Raw genomic sequence first — 23,736 nt, forward strand, 5'->3', positions numbered from 1 at the left:
GCTACGGGGCACAAATCGTCCGGACATCGGCTCTCGGTCATGTTTACACTGTGTAATTATTCTGCTTTATGGAAGCGACTTGTCAACAGGGAGCGAGAACAAAGTGGCAGAGTTGACACTGCGGGGGGTGCAAAAGCGGTTTGGTGGCGTGGAGGCGGTCAGGGCCGTGGACCTCGATGTCACCCATGGCGAGTTCATCGTGCTGGTAGGGCCATCCGGCTGCGGCAAGAGCACGCTGCTGCGCATGATCGCCGGTCTGGAGGAGATCACATCGGGCGAAATCAAGCTTGACGGACACAGCCTGAACCAGGTGGCGCCGCGCGACCGTGACATGGCCATGGTGTTTCAAGATTACGCGCTCTATCCGCATATGACGGTCGCCGAAAATCTAGGATTTGCCCTCAAGATGCGGGCGCTCGCTCCCGAGCAGATCGACGCAAAAGTCTCCGAAGTCGCGAAGATGCTGGAACTCGACACCTTGCTCGAACGCAAGCCGCGCGCATTGTCCGGCGGGCAGCGTCAACGCGTCGCGCTGGGGCGTGCCCTGATCCGCGACCCCAAGGTGTTCCTTTTCGACGAACCGCTTTCCAATCTCGATGCTAAGCTGCGGGTCGGAATGCGCATGGAGATACGCAAGCTCCAGAACGCGCTAGGCACGACGAGCATTTACGTGACGCACGACCAGATCGAGGCCATGACCATGGCCGACCGGATCGTCGTGCTGAAGCTCGGCGAGGTGCAGCAGATCGGCACGCCGGGCGACATCTACCAGCGGCCTGTCAACAGTTTTGTCGGCACCTTCATCGGCTCGCCGCCGATGAGCCTCGTACCCGCGACGCTGCGGCGGGACGGCGATGCCTTCCTCCTCGATTTCGGTAAGGACCAGACGATCCGGTTGCCTGCATCGCGCAACGAAAGCATCGAGCGGGCCGGCGTCGAACGCGTCGATGTCGGCATGCGCGCTGAGCACCTGTCCATCGCCGAAGGTCCGCACGGCCCGGACGAATTCGATTCCGAAATCGTGCTGGTGGAAGAACACGGTGCCGACTCGATCGCCGTGGTCAAGCTCGGCCAGCGCGAGGTGATGGCACGCATTCGCCCCGGTGCCGCCGAAACCGGCGACAAGAGCATGCGCTTCCGCGTCGGTGGCGAGGCCGTTCATCTCTTCCATCCAGATACCGGTGCGCGCCTTGTCTGAGCAACGCCGCGGAAAGGTCTTCTGCGTTGGCCTTGCCATCCAGGACACGATTTTCTCGGTCGACGATATCCCCCGCGAGCCGGTGAAAGTCTACGCACGGGAGCGTCGCGACGTCGGAGGCGGACCGGCTGCCACGGCGGCCGTCGCGATCGCGCGACTTGGTGGGCGCGCGACAATCGCGGCGCGGATTGGCGCCGATGCCACGGGAAACGCGATCAGCGATGAGCTGAGCGCAGAGGGCATCGACACCACCTGGTTGCGCGTATTCGACGACAACCGGTCACCTGGCGCCGTCATCCTGGTGGACAGGCACGGGGAGCGGCTCATCGTCGCCTATGTCGATCCCGACACGCCGACCGACGCCGACTGGCTGCGCCCGGAAACGCTGGGCGGAGCGCTGCTTTGCGATCTGTCATGGCCGCACGGCTCGCTTGCTTGCTTGGAACAGGCGAAACGCGAAGGCATTCCATCGGTCCTGGACGCCGAGATCACCCGTCACCCGCGCGAGCTGGTTGAACCCATCATCGCCGGTTGCGACCATGTCGTGTTCTCCCGACCGGGCCTCGCCCAGTTCACGGGCGCGGACTCGATCGAAGAGGGTTTGCGTCGCGCCCGCCGCCCCGGCCACAAGATCGTCGGCGTCACCGATGGTTCCGACGGCCTCTATTGGCTCGATGGGGACGTGCTGCGCAATGCCCGCGCGCCTCATGTCGACGTGGTCGACACGGTCGGCGCCGGCGACGCCTTTCACGGCGCCTTTGCTCTCGCGATGTCTCATGGCAGATCGCTGGAAGAAGCGATCCGCTTCGCCAACAGCGTTGCCGCTCTAAAATGCACAGTTCCGGGCGGGCGCGCCGGTCTGCCCACGCCACAGGCGCTGCTGCGTTTCGACCCCACACTGGACCTTGATTGGATTGCTGTAAGATGACTGAAGGTTTCACTCCGACGCCCATGGAACGAAACACCAGGCTCGACGAGAAGCTGGCCGCGATCAGGCGCGACCCCGCCGGGTCGAAGGAATTTCTCATCTGCGACGCCAAGGATCCCGACATGGCGCGCGGCATCGCTGCACTGGGGACCGTCCGCGATGAGAATGGCAAGGAAAGGCCGGGCAATCGCCAAGAATTTCTCGACATCGTCCGCGCGGTGGTAAAGCAGGACATCGTCGATCTGATGCTGCTTTCCGCGTACAATCTGCACAAGCTGGCGATCGAGGAAAACCTCTTCGCAAACTGCAAGATGGCGCGGGGCGCGCGCGTCAACGACACGAGCGAAATCTGGCTGCCGCGCCATGGCGCATATCGCGCCTCCCCGTCGCAGCCATTTCGGACGGCCGATCTGGCGCGGGTCATGCATGGCGGCCGTGCGCCGCTGTCGAAGGGCGTCGCCGGCGCCGATCTCGGCCTCTACAGCCTGACCTTTACTAACGATGTCGATGCCGATCATCGCACATTGACCGCATACAGTGCGTTCCGCGCGGAGTGCAACGCGCTCGGCTTCAGGCACTTCCTCGAAGTCTTCAACCCGAATGTCGGCACGCTTGCAGGCGAGGAGATCGGCCAATTCGTCAACGACTGCATCGTACGCTGCCTTGCAGGCATCGATCGCGATGCGGCGCCCATATTCCTCAAGGTCGCCTACAACGGGCCGCGCCAGATGGAGGAACTGGTGGCCTATGACGAGGAGATGATCGTGGGCGTCCTCGGCGGTGCGGGCGGCACCACCCGCGACACGCTCGAACTGCTCGCGCAGTCGAAACGGCATGGAGCACGTCTTGCGCTGTTCGGCCGCAAGATCAATCAAGCGGAATCGCCGCTCGACCTGATCGAAATTCTTCGCCGCGTTGCCGATGGCGATTTGACACCGGCCGACGGCGTGTCGCTCTATCACGACCGGCTCGCAAAAGGACGCATTCCGGCGCGCATGGCGCTGGAAGAGGATCAGCTTGTCAGCCAGCCGCTGCTCAAGGCAGCATAAGGAGCATTTCTCAGTGACGCGGGTGACGCCAATTCATAGATCGACGACTGCTCTTGATCGACTGTGAGGTGGCGATCCGCAACAGGCAGCTTCTGGCGAGCAACTTTGCTCGAATAGGGGCGGAGCCCAGGCTGCTCGCGCGGTTCATATTGGGGAGAGGTCACGTGCCCGGCAATTTGGCCTTGGCTTGAGACTGGCGGTGGATCGAACTCACGTGCCGAACCGACGTATGAACCTGTCTGAAAGCAGGATGGGATCGCGCCAAGGCCGGCGATCACCTGCATGTCGCTCCGACCCCATTCGGGAGCACTGCCACCGGCGCGCAAGGCGCACCTGCAGGTAGTAGCGTCCCTCGCGTCGGGAAAGATAGGATGGCAGGGCTATTACATCTCCGCATACATCTGTGCGGGATGTCTCACAGTCATCCGAATCCCGTCCGGACTTAACCGTTTGGTTTTCCTGATACTTTGACCAATGGTAGCGGAGGAGGGATTCGAACCCCCGACACAAGGATTATGATTCCTCTGCTCTAACCTACTGAGCTACTCCGCCCCGTCTCGACCGGCTCATCGCCGCTTGTTGCAGTGCCGCGCGAAGCGGGGGCCGTCGTCAAGGTCGCGCGGATATAAGGGGGCAGTGGCGGGACTGTCAAGCGCGCATCCGGGCAAATTGGAGACGCGTCCCCGGGCATTTTGGTGCTGTTCGACAGACGGGTTCGGGGCAGGCGCGGTCGGGGCCTGCACGGCGGCTTGAAGCGTGGCGGGCGGCGCGCGGAGTGCCGCAGCCGGCAAAAGATGGCCTCGGTGCCGCTTTTCCGCTGCGGCGGGGTTGAGTTCGCGCCAGCGCCCGACTATGTCTCCACGTCGAAGTTTTCCGGTCACAGGGTTCATGAAACCGCGTATTGCCGTCCTCGGATGCGGCTATTGGGGCTCCAATCACATCCGCACACTCAAATCGCTCGGCGCACTCCACGCCGTGTCCGATGCCAATGGCGCTCGCGCCGAAGGCTTCGCCAGCGAGCAGGAGTGCCTGGTCATCGAGCCGGACCTGCTGTTCGAGCGTGATGACGTAGATGCGATCGTCATGGCCCTGCCGCCACAATACCACGCAGACGCGGCCATCCGCGCGGTCGAGCACGGCAAGGACGTGCTGGTCGAAAAGCCGATCGCGCTCAGCGTGCCGGATGCCGAGCGCGCGGTCGCCGCGGCCAAGGCGCATGAACGCGTGTTCATGGTCGGCCACGTGCTGCGTTTCCATCCCGCTTTCGAGAAGCTGAAGCAGCTGATCGACGAGGGTGAGCTCGGAACCGTCAAGTACATCCACTCGCACCGGCTCGGCCTTGGAAAATTCCACACCGAGAACGACGCGCTGTGGGATCTGGCACCGCACGATCTGTCGATGATCCTTGCCATCACCGGCGCAGCGCCCACCGAGATCAGGGGCGAAGGCGCGGCGATCCTCGACCATCTGAGCGACTTCGCGCATCTGCACATGCGGTTTCCCGGCGGGTTGCGCAGCCATCTCTTCGCCTCGCGGCTCAACCCGTATCGCGAGCGGCGGCTGACCGTTGTTGGAACGAAGGCGATGGCAGTGTTCGACGATGTCGAGCCCTGGGACCGGAAGCTAGCCGTCTACCGCCATGCGGTGTGGCAGGACAGCGGCCACTGGGCCTTCACCACCAACGAGCCGTCCTATGTGCCGGTGACGTCAGGCATGCCGCTTACGCGTGAGCTTGAGCATTTCATCGAGTGCATCGGCACGCGCGCCGAGCCGCGCACCAGCGGCGAAGAAGCGATTGGCGTGTTGCGCATCCTGACCGCTGGAACCGTCGGGCACGACTGATCGCGGGGATAGCGCGGGACATCGTGCGTCATGCGAGGCTCGATCACGGTTCAGGATGAGGACGGTGGGTTGATGGAGCCGTTGCGCCAGTGGCGTCAGGCGCTCTGCTTTTCCACGGGTTCGGCCGCGAGCCGGGACAGCATCGCCTCAGCCTCGGCACCGCGCTCGGAGCGTTCGATGAAGCCGCCGCCGAGCACACGCGCCTCATTGCCATCGTCGGAATAGAGAACACAGGCCTGGCCGGGGGCGATGCCGCTCTCGCCGTCAACGAGTTCGACCCACGCGACGCCATCCTTGCCGTGCAGCACCGCCGGGCGGGGAGGGCGGGTCGAGCGAACCTTGGCGAAAAGTTCCAGACCGGTCTTTGGCAGGGCGGCCAGATCGTCGTCGCCGAGCCAGTTCAAGTCGCGCAGGAAAATCTTGTGAGTCTCCAGCGCTTCGCGGGGTCCGACGATGACGCGCGCGCGATCGGGGTCCAGATGCACAACGTAGAGCGGTTCGCCAGACGCGACACCGATACCGCGGCGCTGGCCGATCGTGTATCGCAGAATGCCGTCATGGCGGCCGAGCACGCGGCCGTCGATGTGGACGATATCGCCGGGAGTCGCGGCCGTCGGCCTCAGCTTGGCGATGATGTCGGTATATTTGCCCTGCGGCACGAAGCAGATATCCTGGCTGTCCTGCTTGGTGGCGACGGTGAGGCCCATCGCCTCGGCGGCCTCGCGCACCTGCGGCTTGGAAAGGCCGCCCAGCGGGAAGCGCAGGAAATCGATCTGCGCCTGGGTGGTGGCAAAGAGGAAATAGCTCTGGTCGCGATCCGCGTCGACCGGCCGGTAGAGCGCGCGGTGAGCGCCGTTTGCCTTGCTGCGGATATAGTGACCCGTGGCAAGCGCGTCGGCGCCGAGTTCGCGCGCTGTGGCGAGAAGGTCGGCGAACTTGACGGTCTGGTTGCACGACACGCAGGGGATCGGGGTTTCGCCGGCGACGTAGCTTGCGGCGAACGGGTCGATCACCGCCTTCCTGAAGCGCTCTTCATAGTCGAGCACGTAATGGGGAATGCCGAGTGTCTCGGAAACCCGGCGGGCGTCGTCGATATCCTGGCCGGCACAGCATGAGCCGGCGCGATGCACGGATGCCCCGTGATCGTAGAGCTGCAGCGTCACGCCCACCACATCGTAGCCCTCCTGCTTCAGGAGGCCGGCGACGACTGACGAATCGACGCCACCCGACATGGCGACGACGACTCGTGTCGCTTCCGGGCGTCCGGGCAGGTCGAGGCTGTTCATGATGCGTGGTTCCGTCTGGCTCTGCTGTGTCTTCGGGCTGGCGCGCGCGGCGTCTCAATGAACCTGACCGCATTATAGGTCAAGCGTCGCGAGACCGCCAGCCGGGGCCGGAATGCCGTGAGCGCGGCATTCTAATCAAATGCCCGCCAAAACCCTAACGCGGGATTCACATTCCTTACTTATGCATTAGCGGGCGCTTAGGCAAATTTTAAAGCCAGCGCGCTAGTGTCCCTTCGATTGGTGCTTGAGTTTTTGTAGAGAGTACGATGACCGATCTGGTTAGACCACGCGTCAAATATGTCATTGGGCCGGACGGCAGCCCGCTTACTGTTGCCGATTTACCGCCGACAAACACGAGGCGCTGGGTCATCAGGCGCAAGGCGGAAGTCGTTGCGGCTGTGCGCGGCGGTTTGCTCAGCCTCGAAGAAGCGTGTCAGCGTTACAAACTGACAGTCGAGGAATTCCTCTCCTGGCAGGCGTCGATTGACGAATATGGCTTGGCAGGGCTGCGCACGACACGCATCCAGCAATACAGACACTGATTTTCGAACCGATCCTGAAGCTTCTCCTCATAAGGGATGCCGGCTACGCTCCATGCGCAGCCGGCCTTCCGGATTCCATCTCCGGTTCCAGGTCGCTCGACACGCATTGAAGCTGCGAACCGGTTGAGCGGGCCCAAAGCCAAAATGCCGCTTCTCCGAGTGGGAGAAGCGGTGCGGCAGGTCCGGATCAAAATGCGATGAAGCGCGGCCTTAGCCGATCATTGCCGAGCGCGTGCTAGTGTCGGAGTCCTTGGCCTTGGGGTCGCGTGACTCCAGCCGTTCGGCCTTCTCGAGTTCCGCCTCCGCTTCCTTCAGCGCCGCTTCAGCGGCTTCGCGCTGCTGCAGAAGGTCGGCCTGGGAGTTCTTGAGATTGTCGCGGCGCAGCCGGGCCGCCTTTGCGAAGGTCGGATAGGCAAAGTGGTTGATGTCGGTGATGCCGGCCTTCTTCTCCTCGGCGCCAATCTGCAGGTCGAGCTCGTTGGCCATGCGGTCGAACTCGGCAATCATCATGTCGAGCTGCAAGAGCTGCTTGCGCTTCTCGTTGACCTGAAACTGCTTCAGCCGCACGAGGTTTTCACGTGACTTCATCACTCGCTACTCCCGAAACGCATACGCTGCACCGCCAAGGGGCGCTGGTCTGTCTTTTTTGCGACAGCACCGATTATCTTCGCAAGGTCGCAAACAAATTCCTAAACTTTGGCGCGCTCGGTAACCATTCGTTTACGCGCATTGTTAATCATAGCTGAGAGGGCTTAAGGGCGGGTAAAGATGCCTCCTTGCAGCCAGAACCGGCAAAGCGACTCATTATGAGTCTCTTGCCAGTTTTTCTTAAACCGTCACATTAACATCCCGTTAATGTGAAATTTGTTTAGATTCAGTGGGATGCAGCTATTCGCTGAGTTGGAGTAATATCGCTTGCAATCGGGAATCATATTTTGTTAACCATTGCATGGCAGCCTCCGATTCAGGCAATCACTGCTCCGAGTGCCGGAAGCTCGCTGAACCCGATTCGGCGGCGGGGAAAGGGGACCTAAATGCGCGTTCTGCTCATTGAAGACGATAGCGCCACGGCGCAGAGCATCGAGCTGATGCTCAAGTCAGAGAGCTTCAATGTCTACACTACCGACCTCGGCGAGGAAGGTGTCGATCTTGGCAAGCTTTATGATTACGACATCATTCTGCTCGATCTCAACCTTCCCGACATGTCGGGCTACGAGGTTCTGCGGACACTGAGGTTGTCGAAGGTAAAGACGCCGATCCTGATCCTGTCGGGTATGGCCGGCATCGAGGACAAGGTCCGTGGTCTCGGCTTCGGCGCCGACGACTACATGACCAAGCCGTTCCACAAGGACGAACTCGTCGCCCGCATCCATGCGATCGTGCGCCGTTCGAAGGGCCACGCCCAGTCGGTGATCAATACCGGCGACCTGGTGGTCAACCTCGACGCAAAGACGGTCGAGGTCGGCGGACAGCGGGTCCACCTGACGGGCAAGGAGTACCAGATGCTGGAGCTGCTTTCGCTCCGCAAGGGTACAACCCTGACCAAGGAAATGTTCCTCAACCACCTTTATGGTGGCATGGACGAACCCGAATTGAAGATCATCGACGTCTTCATCTGCAAGCTGCGCAAGAAGCTTGACGCGGCGTCGGGCGGCCAGAACTACATCGAGACGGTGTGGGGACGTGGCTACGTGCTGCGCGAGCCGGAAGAAATCCGCGAAAGCGCCTGAGCAGCAGTCTCACTCACGTTTCGGGGCCAGTGACATTGTCAGTGGCCCCATTCGCTGTTGTGCTATGCTGCAATCTGCATTTCGCGGAAGCGCTCGAGGAGCTGCGACCGGTCGAACGGCTTGAGGATGTAGCCCTTTGCGCCCGCGCGCTTGGCGCGCATGAACGCGCCGACGTCGAATTCCGTCATGCACAGGACGATATGCGGCTTGATCGGGTTGCTGATCGCGGTGACCTGGCGGATGAAATCGACGGCAAGCATGTCGGGCAGGCTTGCATCCACGACGATGATCTCCGGCATGTCGGCGTGGCACATCGACAACGCATCGCCGGCGGAAGAAGCCTCAACCACCAGCATCTCCGGTCCGTTCAGTATCCGCTTTGCGACTTTCCTGATGACGCTCGAATCATCGACAATCATGCAGCGTTTCATGGCCCACCCCTCTTGCCCTGTGCAGAACGACATCGTCCGGCAACGTGAGGGGGAGCTTAGCGCCCGAGGGTAAATCCGACGGTAAGAGGCAGGCTAAAAGTTTCGTAAACGCGCCTGAGAGCCACGCCTATAGAGCAGTCAGCACGATTTCTTCCGCGCTGGCGCGGATCTCGATCGTCATGCCCGCTTCGCGAGCGAGAAGCAGCGTGTAATATGGCTGGACGGCGTGGGCGTCGATCGGCTCTTCCGGCTTCACCCCGGAGTGCAGTTCGAGGAAGCGGGCCGGCACACGCACCATCGGCCCGTGGGCTGTCAGTGTGAACCTGGGCGCGGTGTCGACATCGTGCAGTTCGACGGTCAATTTGCCACCGCGGGGAATGGCGGCATTGGCGACGAGAAGCAGGTTGAGCAGCAGCTTGACCTTGTTCTTGGGCAGCAGTGCCCGGCCGCCGCGCCATTCGAGCTCCGGCTTCTCGTTGGCAAGAAAGGCCGTAGCAACGGACTCGGCATCGCCGGTATCGATCTGCATGCCGGCCGAACCCGCCGCTCCGAACGCGATGCGGGCAAACTGGAGCCGGGCGGAGGCATTGCGGGCACTGGTCTTGATCAGGCGCATGGCATCTTCGTCGGCGCCGCCTTCCTCCAGCAGCTCGAGCCCGTTGTTGATGGCCCCGACCGGCGAGATGATGTCGTGGCACACACGGCTGCACAGCAGCGCAGCAAGCTCGGGCGCGGTGAGGGTCAGAATGTCGGCCATGAAAATTACGTCCCCGTGATGCGTAGCGATGAAATCAATACGCCAGCCTCGCGCCGCGCGAAGCTGGCGAATCATCCCTTTATTGACGAACTAGAAATTACACAGCGAAGGCGGCTCCACAAGAAAGGAAGCCTGCCCGGGATGGGAGCGCGGCGATCGACCTGCCGCCTGATAAATTGCGCGTATCACGCACTTGGCGCTTTCGTGCGCGTTCGATCGCCAATGGTTAATGATTGGATAAGGTTTCGGGCCTAATTTGATCGGAAATGGCACATGCAAGGGGCTGGAAAGCCGCCGATGCCGCCTGCATGGCAACGCGGCCCGTTTACGGAGATTGAGGCATGTTCAACAGGCTGATTCCCAGCAGATTGTTCCACATCGCAAGCGCGGTGCTGGTGGCGGTGACGCTGGCGGCTTCCAACCCGCAGAGCGCTCACGCCAATGCGGGCCAGGCTTTCACCGCGCAGGAAATCCTCGATTCAGGGCATCACTTCTTCGGGTCGACCTCCGGGGGGCTCGCAAGCCTCGTCGAGCAGATATTCTCGTCCTACGGCATGCCAAACGGCTATGTTCTGGGCGAGGAAGGGTCAGGCGCGCTGATCGGCGGCCTGACTTTTGGCGAAGGCACCCTCTACACCAAGAATGTCGGCGACCACCCGGTGTTCTGGCAAGGCCCGTCGGTCGGGTGGGACTTTGGCGGCCAGGGATCGCGTACGATGATCCTGGTCTACAACCTCGACAGCGTCCCATCGCTCTACCGGCGATATGCGGGCGTGGCAGGGTCGGCCTATGTCGTTGCCGGGCTCGGCTTCACGGTGCTGAAGAACGGCCCGCTGCTTCTGGTGCCAGTACGCACCGGCGTCGGCGCGCGCCTTGGCGTCAACATCGGCTACCTCAAGCTGACCCCGCAGCCGACCTGGAACCCGTTCTAGGCGGCGCTCCGTCAGCAACGCTGTCCTGAACGCCGCATCTGCCTGCCTCACGGCACTGGATTCCATCCGCCTCGTCGTGGCAGATAGGGCAGGGTGTTCCGCCCGGTTGTGATGCCGGGCGTGTTGAGTGGATGGACGATTGTGATCCAGACGGCGCTTTTCTTCATTCTCGGCTTCCTGAGCGCGGGTTTCCTGGCGCTTCTGGTCGCGCCGTCGATCTGGCGGCGTGCCGTCGCGTTGACGCGCAGGCGCCTGGAGTCGACGCTGCCGCTGTCGATGGCGGAAATTCAGGCGGACAAGGATCGCGTCAGGGCCGAGAACGCCATCGCGGTGCGGCAACTCGAAATGAAGATCAAGACGCTGAGGGAGAAGTCGGCCACGCAGCAGGTGGAACTCGGCCGCAACCACGAAGAGCTGTTGCGGCTCGGCGGCGTGATCGAACGAAAAGATCAGGCGGCAGCGGAAGCGCGCAGCCAAATCGAGACGCTACGCGAGGAAAGCAGGCTCGGTGCCGAGCGGATCGCGACGCTCACCGAAGAAGTCAAAGGCCTTGAAAGCCGTCTCACGCAGCAGAAGGAAGAGAACGAGCGTCTTGGCCGGATGTATGACGATGCGAGTTTCAGCGCATCGAGCCGGCAGATCGAGATCGTGGCGCAGGAATCCAAGCTGGAGAAACTTTCCGAGGATGTTTCCGCCTTGCGCGCGGCGCGCAAGGAGGCAGATGCGCAGTTGCGGGAAGCCAAGGCCGAGGCAAAGGCGTCCAGCATGGCGCTACGCGACGAGCGCAAGAAGAGCGAGGGCCTGGAAAAGAAGCTCGCGGCCATGACGTCTTCGCTTGCCGACAGCGACGACAAACTCGAACGCAGGCTTCAGGAACTGCGCCGCCTGCGCGAGGAGTTGAAGGAAAAGGCTTTGCTCGAGCGGACTGTGGACGAGCTGAAAGGGACGTTGGCCGACAGGGAGGACAAGCTCGAACGTCGCGCACAGGAAATGAAGCGTCTGCGCGAGGAGCGCGAAACAGAGGCAGGCGTCGTGGAAGCAGGCGGGCTCGCAGCGGAAGAGCGGCGACGCATGGAGGATCGGCTGACGAGGATGACGCAGGAAAATCGCAAGCTGCGTGCCGCGCTTGACGAGACCGGCAAGGGCTCAGGTGACAAGGACAAGGACAAGGAGAAGGACCGCGAGAATGCCGCCCTTCGCGAGCGGATCGCTCAGTTGGCAGCCGAAGTGGTCAACCTCACGGCCGTGCTTGATGGCCCGGATTCACCTGTGTGGAAGGCGCTTGGGGAATTGCCGGCGAGACCGCAGGCGAATGGCGGCGCCCAGCCCGCCGCGAGCCTGGCCGAACGCATACGTGCCTTGCGCGATGCCGCCGCCGGCCGGCCGCAAGGCTGAGCTATTGCCACAGGCGGTGCAATGCGATCGCGGAGGCTGCCGCGACGTTGAGGCTGTCGAAGGCGTCCGACATCGGTATCCGCACCGTACGCATGCGGGCCATGAGCGGTGCCGGCAAACCCTCGCCCTCGGTGCCAAGATATAGCGCGGTGCGGCCTTGACGGCTGAGTGTGGTGACATCGTCCCGCCCGGAAGGGGATAGCGCCACCTGCTGGAACCGATGACGCTCCAGTGCCTCGAAGAGCTGCGTATCATTGTCCAGCTTCGCAAACGGCACCTTGAGCGCCGCGCCGACCGATACCCGGATCGCCTTGCGGTAGAGGGGGTCGCAGCACGATGCGTCCAGCAGTACCGCATCGGCCTCGAATGCCGCAGCGTTGCGAAAGATCGCACCGACATTGTCGTGGTTGGCGATGCCGACAAGTACGACGACGAGCGCATTGTCTCCCAGGCTTTCCAGCAGCGCCTCCGCGTCAAGCGTGCGCGTCCGGCCCATGGCCAGTATGCCCCGGTGGATGTGGAAGCCGGCAATCGCGTCCATCACCGCCTGGGATGCCACGTAGACGGGCATTTCGGGCGCGGCCAGTCCGAGCGTCGACTGCATCCCCGGCAGCCGCTTGTCGAGCACCAATGCCGATTCGGCTTCGAACTGCCGCGCGGAGAACAGGACGTTGAGCACGACCTTGCCTTCGGCGATGAAGCGGCCCTCGCGCCCGACGAGGTCGCGCTCGCGGACGGCGTGGTAGCTGGCGATGCGCGGGTCGTTCGCGTCCTCGATGCGGATGATTTCCATATCAGTCTTCGCCACGCGGGCGCCAGCGGGCAAGCAGCGCCGAGTTCGTCACCACGGAGACGGACGAGAACGCCATGGCGGCACCCGCGAACATCGGCGACAGGATCCCTAGTGCCGCCAGTGGTATGCCGATGACATTGTAGACGAAGGCCCAGACGAGATTTTGCCGGATGGTGCGCTTCGTCGCCAGCGCGATATCGAGCGCTGCAGGCACCAGCCGGAGGTCCGGCCGCATGAGTGTGATGGCCGCAGCCTCGCGCGCGACGTCGATGCCCGATGACATGGCGATCCCCAACCGCGCTTCGACAAGCGCGGGCCCGTCGTTGAGGCCATCGCCGACGAAGGCGATGCCCTTGCCGTACTGTTCCGAAAGGCTGCGGATGGCGGCGATCTTATCCTCCGGAAGCAGGCCGGCGCGGATGTCGTCGATGCCGAGCTCCTTGCCAATGGCCGTCGCTGCCTGCGCGGTATCCCCGGTCAGCATCACCGGTACGAGACCCCTGCGTTTCAGCGCGGCGATCACCTCGCCTGCTTCCTCGCGCGGACGGTCGGCAAATCGCACCGCGCCCGCAAGCGCGCCGTCGACGATGATGAACGCGGTGGTGCCAGCGTCGCCAAGTCTGCCTTCGAACGTGTCGAGTTCGCCGTCGCCGATGCCTGCCTCGCCTGCGAACTTGCGGTTGCCTACCTCGACGCGGTGACCGGCGGCGTTGCCGGACAGGCCCTTGCCGGCGGTTGCCCGTACATCGGCCGCGGTCGGAATCGCAAAGCCGTTCGCCCGCACTTTTTCCACCAGCGCCTTGGCAAGCGGGTGTTCGCTGTTCGCCTCGACCGCCGCAGCCAGTGCCAGTACCTCGTCGCTGGCGTCGACGGCCGCCACCTGTGGCTTGCCAAGTGTCAGCGTACCGGTCTTGTCGAACGCGATCGCTGCGATGTCGCCCGCCCTTTCGAGGGTCTCGATGTCGCGGATCAGGATGCCGGACTTTGCAGCCGCGCCCGTGCCGGCAACGAGTGCCGTTGGTGTTGCAAGGCCAAGCGCACAGGGGCAGGCGATGACAAGCACGGCGACGGCTGCCACCATCGCCCCGGTCGGGTCATCGGCCACCAGCCACCAGACCAGAAATGTCGCTGCCGCGATGACGAGGATCGTCGGAACGAAGATGGCAGAGATGCGATCAACCAGCTTCTGGATCGGCGCCTGGCCGGTCTGCGCGTCCTCGACCAGGCGCGCCATGCGCGCCAGCCGCGTGTCCTCGCCCACCGCTTCCACCTCGATCTCGATCGCCGACTCGCCATTGACGGTGCCGGTGATGACCGCGTCGCCGGGGTTCTTCTCCACCGGCAGGCTCTCGCCGGTGACCAGGGCTTCGTCGATGCTCGAACTTCCGCGCAATACGCGGCCGTCGCAGGGAATGCGGCCTCCCGGACGCACCAGCACGATGTCGGCGCGCTTCAGCGTCTCAACCGGAACCGTGCGTGAACCGCCCTGGATGATCAGCTCGGCTTGCCGCGGCTGCAGCCGATGCAGCGCTGCCAGTGCGGCGGACGCGCCCTGTTTGGCGCGCGCTTCCAGATACTTGCCGAGCATGACCAGCGTGAGCACGACCGCCGCGGCCTCGAAATAGAGGTGGGTGCCGCCATCGCCCAATGCCACCATCACCAGAGAATAGACATAGGCCACCGAGGTGCCGAGCGAGACCAGCACGGCCATGTTGGCCGAGCCCCCGCGCAGCGCTGCCCATGCCTCGCGCAGGAACCGGGTTCCCGAAGCGAGCATCACGCCCGTTGCGAGCAGTGCCTGTCCCCACGGCCCGATCCACGGCGCCCCGGCGCCCAGCATCATCGGCAAGGTGCCGCCGACGAGCACGATGGACAGCGCCGCGGAAATGCCGAAGCGCAGGAGGGTCTGCCGTTCTTCGGCACGTTTCCTGGCCTCGCGCGCCTCGTCCGCCTGGCGCCTGCGGGCGTCATCGGTCTCTCGAACCGTTGCGCCATATCCGGCCTTCTCGACGGCCTGGGTCAGGAGCGCCGGCGAGATCGGCCGGCTTGCCTCAATGGCGGCCCGCTCCAGCGCGAGGTTTACGTTCGCCTTGTCCACGCCCTCGACGCGGGACAGAACCTTCTCCACACGCGCGGCGCAGGCGGCGCACGTCATGCCGGAAATGTCGAGCGAGAGCTTGTTCAAGGTCGTGTCACCCGTCGATGCGGGCGTCGTAGCCGGCATTCTCGACTGCCGCGACCAGCCCGGCGGGATCGGCGGAGCCCTCGCTGGATACCTTGGCGCTTCCCGCTTCCAGATCGACCGTCACCGCTGAAACGCCAGGCTGCGCGCGCAGCACACGTTCCACGGCCGCCTTGCAGCCACCGCACGTCATGCCTTCAACTTTCAGAGATATGTCCACGACGTCTTCTCCAATCCCGTGATCGGGGTGGAGATAGTGTTTCCAGTGGCTGGAAGGTCAAGGGCGAACGTGTTTATTCGGCCGCTGCCTTTGCGCCGAAAAGGCCGTCGAGGGTCAACAGAACCTCGCGCACCCTGGAGGAGTTGCACGAATAGAAGATCATCTGGCGCTCGCGCCGCGTCTCGACGAGGCCCATGCTGCGCAGCTTGGCCAGATGCTGAGACAATGCCGACTGGCTCAGGCTGACCTTTTCCGCGATTTCTCCAACGGAAAGCTCTCCGCCCAGGAGATGGCACATGATTGCAAAGCGTTTTCCGTTGCCGATTGCCGAGAGAAACTCCGCGACCATGTCGGCATTGTCTACCAGTTGTTCCGAAACCATTGGTCCCCCGTCGCCGCATGGTCCACCGACGTCAGGAGGGGATTGGCGTCTGGCAGAAATACAGAATCGCGGCCGGCTTCCTCATCGTCGGCGCGCAACCTAACGTAGCGCAAACCGCTTGGATCACAAGTGATTATGAAGAACTTTCACAAATGAGCGACGGGGTCCTGCAACTACGCCTTTGCCGCCAGACTCTGGCGCGCTTCGATGGCCATGCCGACGAGGCGCTTGTGCATGTCCGACGCGTCGGCGAGCGGTTCATCGAAGAAAATCCGCAGCACCCTGTCATTCAAGCAGATGTCGAAGCCGTCGGCGTCGATACCCGTCATGACCCAGCCGGCATCCTCGCTCTGCCTGCCGAAATGGACGGCGTAATTGGCGATGGCATCGAGATGATCGTCATTCATGTGCGAGACCGCGCCGGGTTCGGCCGCTGCGATGGCGTCGATATTGGGCGACGTCGTCAACAGGTCCTGCGCAGTCAGCGCATAGGCCTTGCCGAAACCGCCGTTGAGGCTGGCTGAGACCGGCTCGAGCCGGAAGTATGAGAAATCTCCCAGATTGGCGTAGAGCTTGGCCTTGGGATTGTGCGACAGGAACCGCCACTGGATGCGGGCGTGGCGTGGATCGTCCTTTGAAATGCGTTCAGCCATGCAGGCAATCGTCATGCGCGCATGCGCCAGAGGATCGCCCTTGCCGGGCTCGCCGAGCAGAAGCGAGCAGCGGGGATCGGCAATGATGCTGCCAGTATGGGCCGCCAGAGCGGAGACGAGAACAAGCGGCGTGCCATCGTGGTCGCTGGCGACAGCGACCCGGCTCGCCAGGGGGGCGCCGGACACCGGATCGAGCACGGCGATCGCGCCATGTCGGGACGAGCGCAACAGCGTCCGGGCCAGGCGCACGGCGTCGTCATCGGTCGCTCGAAGTACATCCTTCTTCTTCTCGTCCACGCCTCGGCCTCATAACTTGACTGTGCTTGTCCTATTATCGGCCGACGATGCCCTCGCTTGCAAGTCTCTCGGTTTCATCGTCCGCTAGGCCGAATGCGCGAAGCGTTGCGACCGCGTCGCGTTCGGCGGCATCCGCGGTTTCGCCTGGCGTGCGCGAGAAGCGTGGCGCGGTTGCGGGCCGCGTAAAACCGTTGCGACTGACATGGCTGCCACGCGCCACATTGTGCGGGTGGGTAGGCGCTTCACTCAGCGACAGCACCGGCGCCACGCACGCGTCGGTGGCTTCAAAGGTGGCTGCCCAATCGTCGCGGCTAAACTGCAGAATCCGGGTGGCGATGGCCTCGCGCATCTGCGGCCACAGTGTCTCGTCGTATTGCGCGTGGGCGAAGCGCTCCTCCAGCGGCAACAGCCGACAGAACTCGGCGAAGAATTGCGGCTCCAGACAGGCGACTGCAACATGGCGTCCATCGGCGCATTCGTAGGTGTCGTAGAACGGCGTTCCGGAGTCGAGCAGGTTGGAGCCGCGTGCCTCGCGCCAGATGCCGGATGCCAGGAAGCCGAAAAACGGAGCCGCCAACTTGGATGCGCCTTCAACCATGGCGGCATCGATGACCTGGCCTTTGCCGGAACGCGTCTTTTCTAACAACGCCGCCAGAACGCCCATGATGAGGAACATCGTGCCGCCGCCATAGTCGGCGGCAAGGTTGAGCGGCGGTACCGGCCTGGCGTCCTTCGGGCCGATAGCATGCAGCACGCCGGACAATGCCAGATATGTCAGGTCGTGGCCGGCGCGGCTGGCAAGCGGTCCATCCTGGCCAAAGCCGGTCATGCGGCCATAGACGAGGCCCGGATTGAGCTTGAATGCGTCATCGGGGCCCAGTCCCAAGCGTTCCATGACGCCCGGCCGAAAACCTTCGATCAGTGCGTCCGCCTTCCCCAGTAGTCGCAGCACGAGGGAGACGCCTTCCGGCTTCTTCAGGTCGATCCTGAGGATTTCGCGGCCGTGCCGGTCGAGATCGAATTGCGGCGGCAGGTTCAGGAATGCCTGATCCTTGGCCAGCCTTTCGATCCGCACGACTCGCGCGCCCATCTCCGCCAGCATCAGCCCCGCATGCGGTACCGGGCCGAGCCCGGCCATCTCGATGATGGTCAGGCCGGCCAAGGGGCCATGGTTGCGCGCCTCCGCCACCGTGCTCACGAAGGCGCTCTTACTTTGGCGCCATGCGGATCGCGCCGTCGAGGCGGATGACTTCTCCGTTGAGCATCTGGTTCTCGACGATGTGCGCCGCCAGCGCGCCGTATTCGGCGGGATCGCCAAGACGGGACGGAAAGGGCACCTGCTGGCCGAGCGACTTCTGCGCGTCCTCGGGCAGTCCGGCCAGCATCGGCGTCCTGAAGATGCCCGGTGCAATAGTCATCACACGGATGCCCGAGCGGGCGAGGTCGCGTGCGATCGGCAGGGTCATGCCGACGACGCCGCCCTTTGACGCCGAATAGGCGGCCTGGCCGATCTGGCCGTCATAGGCGGCAACCGATGCGGTGCTGACGATGACGCCGCGTTCGCCGCCCTCCAACGGGTCGAGCTTCTCGGCACGTGCCGCAAACAGCCTGATCATATTGAAGGTGCCCATCAGGTTGACCTCCAGCACCTTGCGGAAGACGTCGAGCGGGTGGGCGCCGTCCTTGCCCGTGGTCTTCATCGCAACGGCGATGCCGGCGCAATTGACGAGGATGCGGGCGTCTCCAAGCTTGTCGGCCACCTCGGCAAAGGCTGCCTCGGCGCTGTCGGCGTTCGAAACGTCGCACTTGACGGCAATGCCGCCGAGTTCCCCGGCCACGGTCTCGGCACGATCGACATTGATGTCGAACAGCGCGACCTTGGCACCCTTGGCAGCCAGCGCGCGCGCCGTCGCCTCGCCGAGCCCGGAACCGCCACCGGTGACCACGGCGACCTGACCTGATGGGTTCATGAAACTTCCTCCGCAAACATTGTTATGGAATAGAACAATCTCGCATCATCATAATGTGCCGTCATGCGAGGGCGCAATACGTCGCTTCTAGCGTCGCACCACCGACTTCAGCACGTCGCGCACGCCGATTGCCCCGACGAAACGGGAGGCTTCGTCGAAGACCGCGACGGGAGCCGTCTGCGACTGATGCATGGCCTGCATGACCGCCTTGAGCGAGGTGCCGGAACGCGCCCAGTAGACCTGGTGGGCGTCGGCGGGCAGGGGATCAAAGGGGTCGCACGACGTCCAGATCGCCGGTTGGCCGTTGCGTTCGGCACCGATGACGAGCCCGTTGTCGTCGAGCTGAAAGCGCGTCGTGCACCGACGATCGAGCCAGACCCAGTCGTCGCCGGCGTCCTGCAGGTCGCGCCGGTCGCGCATCACGTTCCAGGCAGTCAGGACGGACAGGGGATTCACGTTGGCGATGAAGTCGCGGACGTAGTCATTCGCCGGGTTGAGCACGATGTCTTCCGGCGCGCCGCTCTGGATGATCCGCCCACCCTCCATGATGGTGATGCGGTTGCCGATCTTCAGCGCTTCCTCGAGGTCGTGGCTGACGAAGAGGATGGTCTTGTGCAGGCGCTCCTGCAGTTCCAGAAGCTCGTCCTGCAGCTTGGTGCGGATCAACGGATCGAGGGCGGAAAACGGCTCGTCCATCAGCAGGATGGGTGCTTCGGTGGCAAAGGCGCGAGCAAGACCGACGCGCTGCTGCATGCCGCCGGACAGTTCATGGGCGTATTTCTTCGCCCATTGCGTCAGGCCGACCAGCTCGAGTTGCTTGGCCACACGCTGGCGGCGCTCGGCGGCAGGCACGCCGGAAAGCTCCAGCCCGAAACCGACATTTTCCTCGACCGTGCGCCATGGCAGCAGGGCGAATTGCTGGAACACCATCGCGACGCATTCGCGTCGAATCTTGCGCAGTTCGGCCGGGGTGCCCGAGACGACATCGGCGGCCCAGTCGCCGTCATGGACTATCACTTCGCCACGCGTGACCTCGTTGAGGCCGTTGACGGCGCGAAGCAGAGTGGACTTGCCGGAACCCGACAAGCCCATCAGCACGGAAATCTCGCCCTGTTCGACGGTCATGCTGGCATCGGCGCAGCCGAGCACGGCGCCGGTCTTTTCCAGTATCTCGGCGCGGTCTGCACCCGCGTCGATCATGCGGATGGCTTCGGCCTGCTCCTTGCCGAAGACGATGTCGACGTTGCGGAATTCGATCGCCGCGCTCATTTGCGTTCTTCCCCGCCGATGCGCGCCATCCGGTCGAGGATGATGGCGAGGACGACGATGGCCAGTCCTGCTTCGAGGCCGAGCGGGATGTTGAGGGTATTGAGGGCACGCACGACGGGCGTGCCGAGGCCGGACGCGCCGATCAGCGCGGCGATCACCACCATGGACAAGGACAGCATGATGCATTGCGTCAGGCCCGCCATGATTGTCGGCAGGGCCGAAGGCAGTTCAACCTTCCACAGGAGTTGGCCCTTGGTTGCCCCGAACGCTTCGCCCGCCTCCAGCATTGGCTTGGGCACCGAGGTAATGCCGAGATAGGTCAACCGGATGGGCGCCGGCATGGCGAATATGACGGTGACGATCAGGCCGGGCGCCAGCCCCAGGCCGAACAGGATCAACACGGGGATCAGGTAGACGAAGGTCGGCAACGTCTGCATCAGGTCAAGGATCGGCTGCAGCACCCGATAGACGCGTTCGTTGTGCGCGGCCCAAATTCCAATCGGCACGCCGATGGCCATCGATGCGCTCGCGGCCGAGACGACCAGTACGAGTGTCTCAACCGTCTCGGCCCAGAGTCCCTGGTTGATGATGAAGCACAGGCCGACGACGACACCCAGCGCGAGTTTCCAGGAGCGCTTGAGCGCGTAGGCGAGCGCCGCGATGGCAAGCACCACGACGACAGCCGGCAGCCAAAGGAGCGCGTCGACGAGCCCGTTGAGGACAGTCGACAGCCCTTCGGCCACCGAATCGAAGAACCACGCAAAGTTGGTCGTGAGGAAATCGAAAAAGTCCCGCCCCCAGCGGCCGACCGGAATCTTCCAGCCGGCAATCCATTCAGAGATCGGGTCCATGGGGCGGGGTCCTCAGGCAACGGGGCAGCGGGAATGTCGGCCGTCGCGTGGGCTGGTTAGCGCAGCGACAGCCGACCAATGTCGTCTCAGAGGCCGAGTGCGCTCTTCACCGCTGCGACACCGTCCGATCCGTCAAGCGTCGTCACGCCTTCCAGCCAAGGGCCGAGGGCATCCGGGTTGGCCTTGATCCATGCCGTGGCGGCCGCGTTCGGCTCTTCGCCGTCATCGAGGATGGCGCCCATGATCTCGTTTTCCATTTCGAGCGAGAAAACGAGGTTGTTGAGGAACTTGCCGAGGTTCGGGCACTCCTCGGTGAGGCCGGCGCGCACGTTGGTGTGCACCGTCGCGCCGCCATAGTTCGGCCCGAAGACGTCGTCGCCGCCGGCAAGATATTCCATCTCGATGTTGGCGTTCATCGGATGCGGTTCCCACCCCAGGAAGACCATGTGCTGGTCGGACCGTGATCCGCGCATCACGGCCGACAGCATGCCTGCTTCCGAGCTTTCAACGAGCTCGAAGCCGGAAAGGCCGAACTGGTCGGCCTCGATCATGTCGAGGATGAGCCGGTTGCCGTCATTGCCCGGCTCGATGCCATGGATCTGGCCATCGAGCTGGTCGCGGAACTCGGCGATGTCCTCGAACGATTGCAGACCGGCATCGAACGTGTATTTCGGAACCGCCAGCGTGTATTTGGCGCCTTCGAGGTTGGTGACGAGCGTCTCGACGGAGCCATCCTCGCGGTAGGGCGCGATGTCTGCCTCCATCGTGGGCATCCAGTTGCCCAGGAACACGTCGACGTCACCGTTCTTGAGCGATGCGTAGGTGACCGGCACCGACAGCACCTGCACGTCGGGCTCATAACCCAGCGCCTCGAGCAGCACCGAGGCGGTCGCGGTCGTCGCGGTGATATCCGTCCAGCCGACATCCGAGAAAGTCACGCTGCTGCAGCTTTCCGGATCGGCCGCGTAGGCAGCGCCGGATCCAAGGGCCGTCGAAATAGCGAGTGAAATCAGCAGGGTCTTGCCATGCGACATGAAACGTCTCCCATTTTTCTGTGGCTCGGTGGCGGGGTCGCCATCGATCATGTTGATTGTCTTGAGCCAAACATCATTTCGCGCCGGATTCAACCCGCGTGAAACATCGCGTCACGGCGTGATCTGGTCTGGATGCTGCAGGGGAGGGCTTTTTGGTGGACGGAGACACGAGAGGCCTCCCCTAGCGACGCCTCATGCGCTTAAAAGCAGCATGGCCAAGCTCTATTTCCACTACGCCACGATGAACGCCGGCAAGACGACGATGCTGCTGCAGGCGTCGTACAACTATCGCGAGCGCGGCATGACGACGATGCTCTTCGTCGCCGGCCACTATCGCCGCGACGATCAGGCGGGATATATCTCGTCACGGATCGGGCTGGAATCGGATGCGGAGATGTTCCGCGATGGCGATGATCTGTTTGCGCGCATTGGTGAACACCACGAGCATACGACCACGCATTGCGTTTTCGTCGACGAGGCGCAGTTCCTCGAAGACGAGCAGGTGTGGCAACTGGCGCGCGTTGCCGATCGCCTGAACATCCCGGTGATGTGCTACGGCCTGCGCACCGACTTCCAGGGTAATCTGTTCCCCGGTTCGCGCGCATTGCTCGCGATCGCCGACGAGTTGCGCGAGGTGCGCACGATCTGCCGTTGCGGGCGCAAGGCGACGATGGTGGTGCGGCTTGGCGACGATGGCAAGGTGGCGCGCCAGGGCGCGCAGGTAGCGATTGGCAAGGACGTATACGTCTCGCTTTGCCGCCGGCATTGGGAGGAGGAAATGGGGCGGCTGCCGCCTGAAGACATGATCGGCTTCACCGGCGGCTGAGCCGAAGCTGTAACATTCTCGGCAAGAACGCCGATTATGGGCCTCGGTGCCCTTGAGCGAACCCGGCTGCAATGCCAATAAGCGCGATGAACATTCCTCTCGTGCACGCCCCACCCCTTACCGACACCCGACGCTGGACGAAGCTGCTCGCCCAGTACAAGACGCCGCATCGCGGTCGCAGCGCGTTTGAGCTGGCGGTCACGATCCTGCCGTTCTGCGCGTTGTGGGTTCTGGCCTGGCTGTCGGTTGAATACGGTTTCTGGCCCGGGCTGCTGCTGACCATTCCCGCCGCCGCCTTCCTGCTGCGGCTGTTCATGATCCAGCACGATTGCGGCCATGGCTCGTTCTTCGCCAATCGCCCGAGCGACGACTGGACCGGTCGCATCATCGGCGTCCTGACGCTTACGCCGTATGGCTACTGGCGCCGAGCGCACGCTACTCACCATGCAACGGCCGGAAACCTCGACGAACGCGGCATTGGCGACATCACCACGCTCACCGTGTCCGAATACCGGGCGCTTTCCTTCTGGGGGCGGCTCCGCTACCGGCTCTACCGCCATCCACTGGTGCTTTTCGGCCTCGGACCGATCTGGGTCTTCGGACTGACACAGCGGTTGCCGCTGGGCTTGATGCGCGTCGGCCTGGGCCCGTGGGTGTCGACCATGACCACGAACGTCGCGATCGCGGCGATGGTCACGGCGCTGATCTACATCGTGGGACTGGTGCCGTTCCTGCTTGTGCACCTGCCGATCGTCATCCTTGCCGGCAGTGCCGGTATCTGGCTCTTCTACGTCCAGCACCAGTTCGAGGAGACGCATTGGTCGAACGGTCCCGATTGGGACTTCAGGGAAGCGGCCCTGCACGGCTCGTCCTATTACGACCTGCCGGCGATGCTGAACTGGCTTACCGGCAATATCGGCATCCATCATGTCCACCATCTATCGAGCAAGGTGCCGTGCTATCGGCTTCCGGAAGTGCTGCGCGATTTTCCCGAACTCAAGGAGATCGGACGCATCACCATCGCGCAAAGCCTCGACTGCGTGAAGCTGGCGTTGTGGGACGAGGACCGGCGCCGGCTGGTCTCCTTCCGTGAAGCCCGCGTCGGGACGTGAAGTCCGCTGCGGGCCGCGTCCAAGGTCAGGCGAAGCACAGTCGCTGACGTTGTTGGC

The 23,736-nt window shown here is 63.3% G+C and carries 24 protein-coding genes and 1 tRNA gene; 10 read left to right on the forward strand and 15 right to left on the reverse strand.

Features of this window, described 5'->3' with window-relative positions; genetic code table 11:
* Positions 1 to 103: 103 nt before the first annotated feature.
* Genes ugpC through AAFN84_RS02105 form a run of 3 tightly spaced genes read left to right on the forward strand, consistent with a single transcriptional unit; the run spans position 104 to position 3,175 of the window.
* A complete protein-coding gene (gene ugpC, locus AAFN84_RS02095; RefSeq protein WP_347512783.1) occupies positions 104 to 1,198 on the forward strand; it encodes a sn-glycerol-3-phosphate ABC transporter ATP-binding protein UgpC in 1,095 nt (364 codons plus the stop codon).
* Positions 1,191 to 2,126 carry a PfkB family carbohydrate kinase gene (locus AAFN84_RS02100; protein ID WP_347512785.1) on the forward strand — a complete coding sequence of 312 codons (936 nt, stop codon included), beginning with the start codon at positions 1,191 to 1,193 and terminating at the stop codon, positions 2,124 to 2,126. The genes ugpC and AAFN84_RS02100 overlap by 8 nt, the downstream gene beginning before the upstream one ends.
* The gene (locus AAFN84_RS02105; RefSeq protein WP_347512787.1) at positions 2,123 to 3,175 is read left to right on the forward strand and encodes a hypothetical protein; all 1,053 of its coding nucleotides are present in this window, start codon (positions 2,123 to 2,125) and stop codon (positions 3,173 to 3,175) included. Before AAFN84_RS02100 ends, AAFN84_RS02105 begins: the two co-directional genes overlap by 4 nt.
* A 475-nt stretch (positions 3,176 to 3,650) precedes the next feature.
* Here the strand turns inward: AAFN84_RS02105 and AAFN84_RS02110 are convergent.
* Positions 3,651 to 3,727, reverse strand: a tRNA-Met gene (locus AAFN84_RS02110).
* Between the two features lie 336 nt (positions 3,728 to 4,063).
* On the opposite strand from AAFN84_RS02110, the gene AAFN84_RS02115 reads away from it, so the two are divergent.
* Positions 4,064 to 5,017, forward strand: coding sequence for a Gfo/Idh/MocA family oxidoreductase (locus AAFN84_RS02115; RefSeq protein WP_347512788.1), 954 nt, complete (start codon positions 4,064 to 4,066; stop codon positions 5,015 to 5,017).
* A 95-nt stretch (positions 5,018 to 5,112) separates the two neighbouring features.
* On the opposite strand, the gene mnmA is transcribed toward AAFN84_RS02115, so the two are convergent.
* On the reverse strand, positions 5,113 to 6,303 hold the full coding sequence (gene mnmA, locus AAFN84_RS02120; RefSeq protein ID WP_347512790.1) for a tRNA 2-thiouridine(34) synthase MnmA: 1,191 nt from the start codon (positions 6,301 to 6,303) through the stop codon (positions 5,113 to 5,115).
* A gap of 266 nt (positions 6,304 to 6,569) precedes the next feature.
* Here mnmA and AAFN84_RS02125 point away from each other — a divergent pair, with 266 nt between their 5' ends.
* On the forward strand, positions 6,570 to 6,845 hold the full coding sequence (locus tag AAFN84_RS02125; protein WP_091524245.1) for a DUF1153 domain-containing protein: 276 nt from the start codon (positions 6,570 to 6,572) through the stop codon (positions 6,843 to 6,845).
* A 210-nt stretch (positions 6,846 to 7,055) separates the two neighbouring features.
* Here AAFN84_RS02125 and AAFN84_RS02130 read toward each other — a convergent pair whose 3' ends face one another.
* On the reverse strand, positions 7,056 to 7,433 hold the full coding sequence (locus AAFN84_RS02130; protein WP_347512792.1) for a flagellar export protein FliJ: 378 nt from the start codon (positions 7,431 to 7,433) through the stop codon (positions 7,056 to 7,058).
* Positions 7,434 to 7,879: 446 nt separating this feature from the next.
* Between AAFN84_RS02130 and ctrA the strand changes: the two genes are divergently transcribed.
* A complete protein-coding gene (ctrA, locus tag AAFN84_RS02135) occupies positions 7,880 to 8,575 on the forward strand; it encodes a cell cycle two-component system response regulator CtrA (RefSeq protein WP_347512794.1) in 696 nt (231 codons plus the stop codon).
* A 62-nt stretch (positions 8,576 to 8,637) separates the two neighbouring features.
* Here the strand turns inward: ctrA and AAFN84_RS02140 are convergent, their stop codons facing one another.
* Complete coding sequence (locus AAFN84_RS02140) at positions 8,638 to 9,006, reverse strand: response regulator (RefSeq protein WP_347512796.1); 369 nt, start codon at positions 9,004 to 9,006, stop codon at positions 8,638 to 8,640.
* Between the two features lie 127 nt (positions 9,007 to 9,133).
* The gene (locus tag AAFN84_RS02145; RefSeq protein ID WP_347512798.1) at positions 9,134 to 9,763 is read right to left on the reverse strand and encodes a histidine phosphotransferase family protein; all 630 of its coding nucleotides are present in this window, start codon (positions 9,761 to 9,763) and stop codon (positions 9,134 to 9,136) included.
* A 341-nt stretch (positions 9,764 to 10,104) separates the two neighbouring features.
* On the opposite strand from AAFN84_RS02145, the gene AAFN84_RS02150 reads away from it, so the two are divergent.
* Entirely contained in the window at positions 10,105 to 10,695 is a 591-nt protein-coding gene (locus AAFN84_RS02150; RefSeq protein WP_347512800.1) for an EipA family protein, read from the forward strand.
* Between the two features lie 93 nt (positions 10,696 to 10,788).
* Positions 10,789 to 12,090, forward strand: a complete 1,302-nt coding sequence (locus AAFN84_RS02155; protein WP_347512801.1) for a hypothetical protein — start codon at positions 10,789 to 10,791, stop codon at positions 12,088 to 12,090.
* Position 12,091: 1 nt separating this feature from the next.
* Here AAFN84_RS02155 and AAFN84_RS02160 read toward each other — a convergent pair whose 3' ends face one another.
* From AAFN84_RS02160 to AAFN84_RS02205, 10 genes are all read right to left on the reverse strand, one after another.
* Positions 12,092 to 12,883 (reverse strand): RNA methyltransferase, encoded by a 792-nt coding sequence (locus AAFN84_RS02160; protein WP_347513770.1) that lies wholly within the window; start codon positions 12,881 to 12,883, stop codon positions 12,092 to 12,094.
* Position 12,884: 1 nt separating this feature from the next.
* Entirely contained in the window at positions 12,885 to 15,068 is a 2,184-nt protein-coding gene (locus tag AAFN84_RS02165; protein WP_347512802.1) for a heavy metal translocating P-type ATPase, read from the reverse strand.
* A gap of 7 nt (positions 15,069 to 15,075) precedes the next feature.
* On the reverse strand, positions 15,076 to 15,285 hold the full coding sequence (locus tag AAFN84_RS02170; protein WP_347512803.1) for a heavy metal-associated domain-containing protein: 210 nt from the start codon (positions 15,283 to 15,285) through the stop codon (positions 15,076 to 15,078).
* Between the two features lie 73 nt (positions 15,286 to 15,358).
* Complete coding sequence (locus tag AAFN84_RS02175) at positions 15,359 to 15,667, reverse strand: metalloregulator ArsR/SmtB family transcription factor (RefSeq protein ID WP_347512805.1); 309 nt, start codon at positions 15,665 to 15,667, stop codon at positions 15,359 to 15,361.
* A 173-nt stretch (positions 15,668 to 15,840) separates the two neighbouring features.
* Positions 15,841 to 16,617 carry a DUF2470 domain-containing protein gene (locus AAFN84_RS02180; protein ID WP_347512807.1) on the reverse strand — a complete coding sequence of 259 codons (777 nt, stop codon included), beginning with the start codon at positions 16,615 to 16,617 and terminating at the stop codon, positions 15,841 to 15,843.
* Between the two features lie 34 nt (positions 16,618 to 16,651).
* A complete protein-coding gene (locus tag AAFN84_RS02185) occupies positions 16,652 to 17,815 on the reverse strand; it encodes a CaiB/BaiF CoA-transferase family protein (RefSeq protein WP_347512809.1) in 1,164 nt (387 codons plus the stop codon).
* Positions 17,816 to 17,825: 10 nt separating this feature from the next.
* Positions 17,826 to 18,587, reverse strand: a complete 762-nt coding sequence (locus tag AAFN84_RS02190) for a 3-hydroxyacyl-CoA dehydrogenase (protein WP_347512810.1) — start codon at positions 18,585 to 18,587, stop codon at positions 17,826 to 17,828.
* Positions 18,588 to 18,674: 87 nt separating this feature from the next.
* Positions 18,675 to 19,856 (reverse strand): choline ABC transporter ATP-binding protein, encoded by a 1,182-nt coding sequence (gene choV, locus AAFN84_RS02195; RefSeq protein WP_347512812.1) that lies wholly within the window; start codon positions 19,854 to 19,856, stop codon positions 18,675 to 18,677.
* Positions 19,853 to 20,707: a choline ABC transporter permease subunit gene (choW, locus tag AAFN84_RS02200; protein WP_347512813.1), complete on the reverse strand. Its 855-nt coding sequence runs from the start codon at positions 20,705 to 20,707 to the stop codon at positions 19,853 to 19,855. The genes choV and choW overlap by 4 nt, the downstream gene beginning before the upstream one ends.
* Before the next feature lie 86 nt (positions 20,708 to 20,793).
* A complete protein-coding gene (locus tag AAFN84_RS02205) occupies positions 20,794 to 21,741 on the reverse strand; it encodes a choline ABC transporter substrate-binding protein (protein WP_347512814.1) in 948 nt (315 codons plus the stop codon).
* Positions 21,742 to 21,952: 211 nt separating this feature from the next.
* Here AAFN84_RS02205 and AAFN84_RS02210 point away from each other — a divergent pair, with 211 nt between their 5' ends.
* Entirely contained in the window at positions 21,953 to 22,567 is a 615-nt protein-coding gene (locus AAFN84_RS02210) for a thymidine kinase (protein ID WP_347512815.1), read from the forward strand.
* Positions 22,568 to 22,653: 86 nt separating this feature from the next.
* On the forward strand, positions 22,654 to 23,679 hold the full coding sequence (locus tag AAFN84_RS02215) for a fatty acid desaturase (RefSeq protein ID WP_347512816.1): 1,026 nt from the start codon (positions 22,654 to 22,656) through the stop codon (positions 23,677 to 23,679).
* The last annotated feature ends 57 nt before the right edge of the window (positions 23,680 to 23,736 follow it).

Source organism: Mesorhizobium sp. CAU 1741 (assembly GCF_039839275.1).
In the GTDB taxonomy this organism is placed as follows: Bacteria; Pseudomonadota; Alphaproteobacteria; order Rhizobiales; family Rhizobiaceae; genus Aerobium.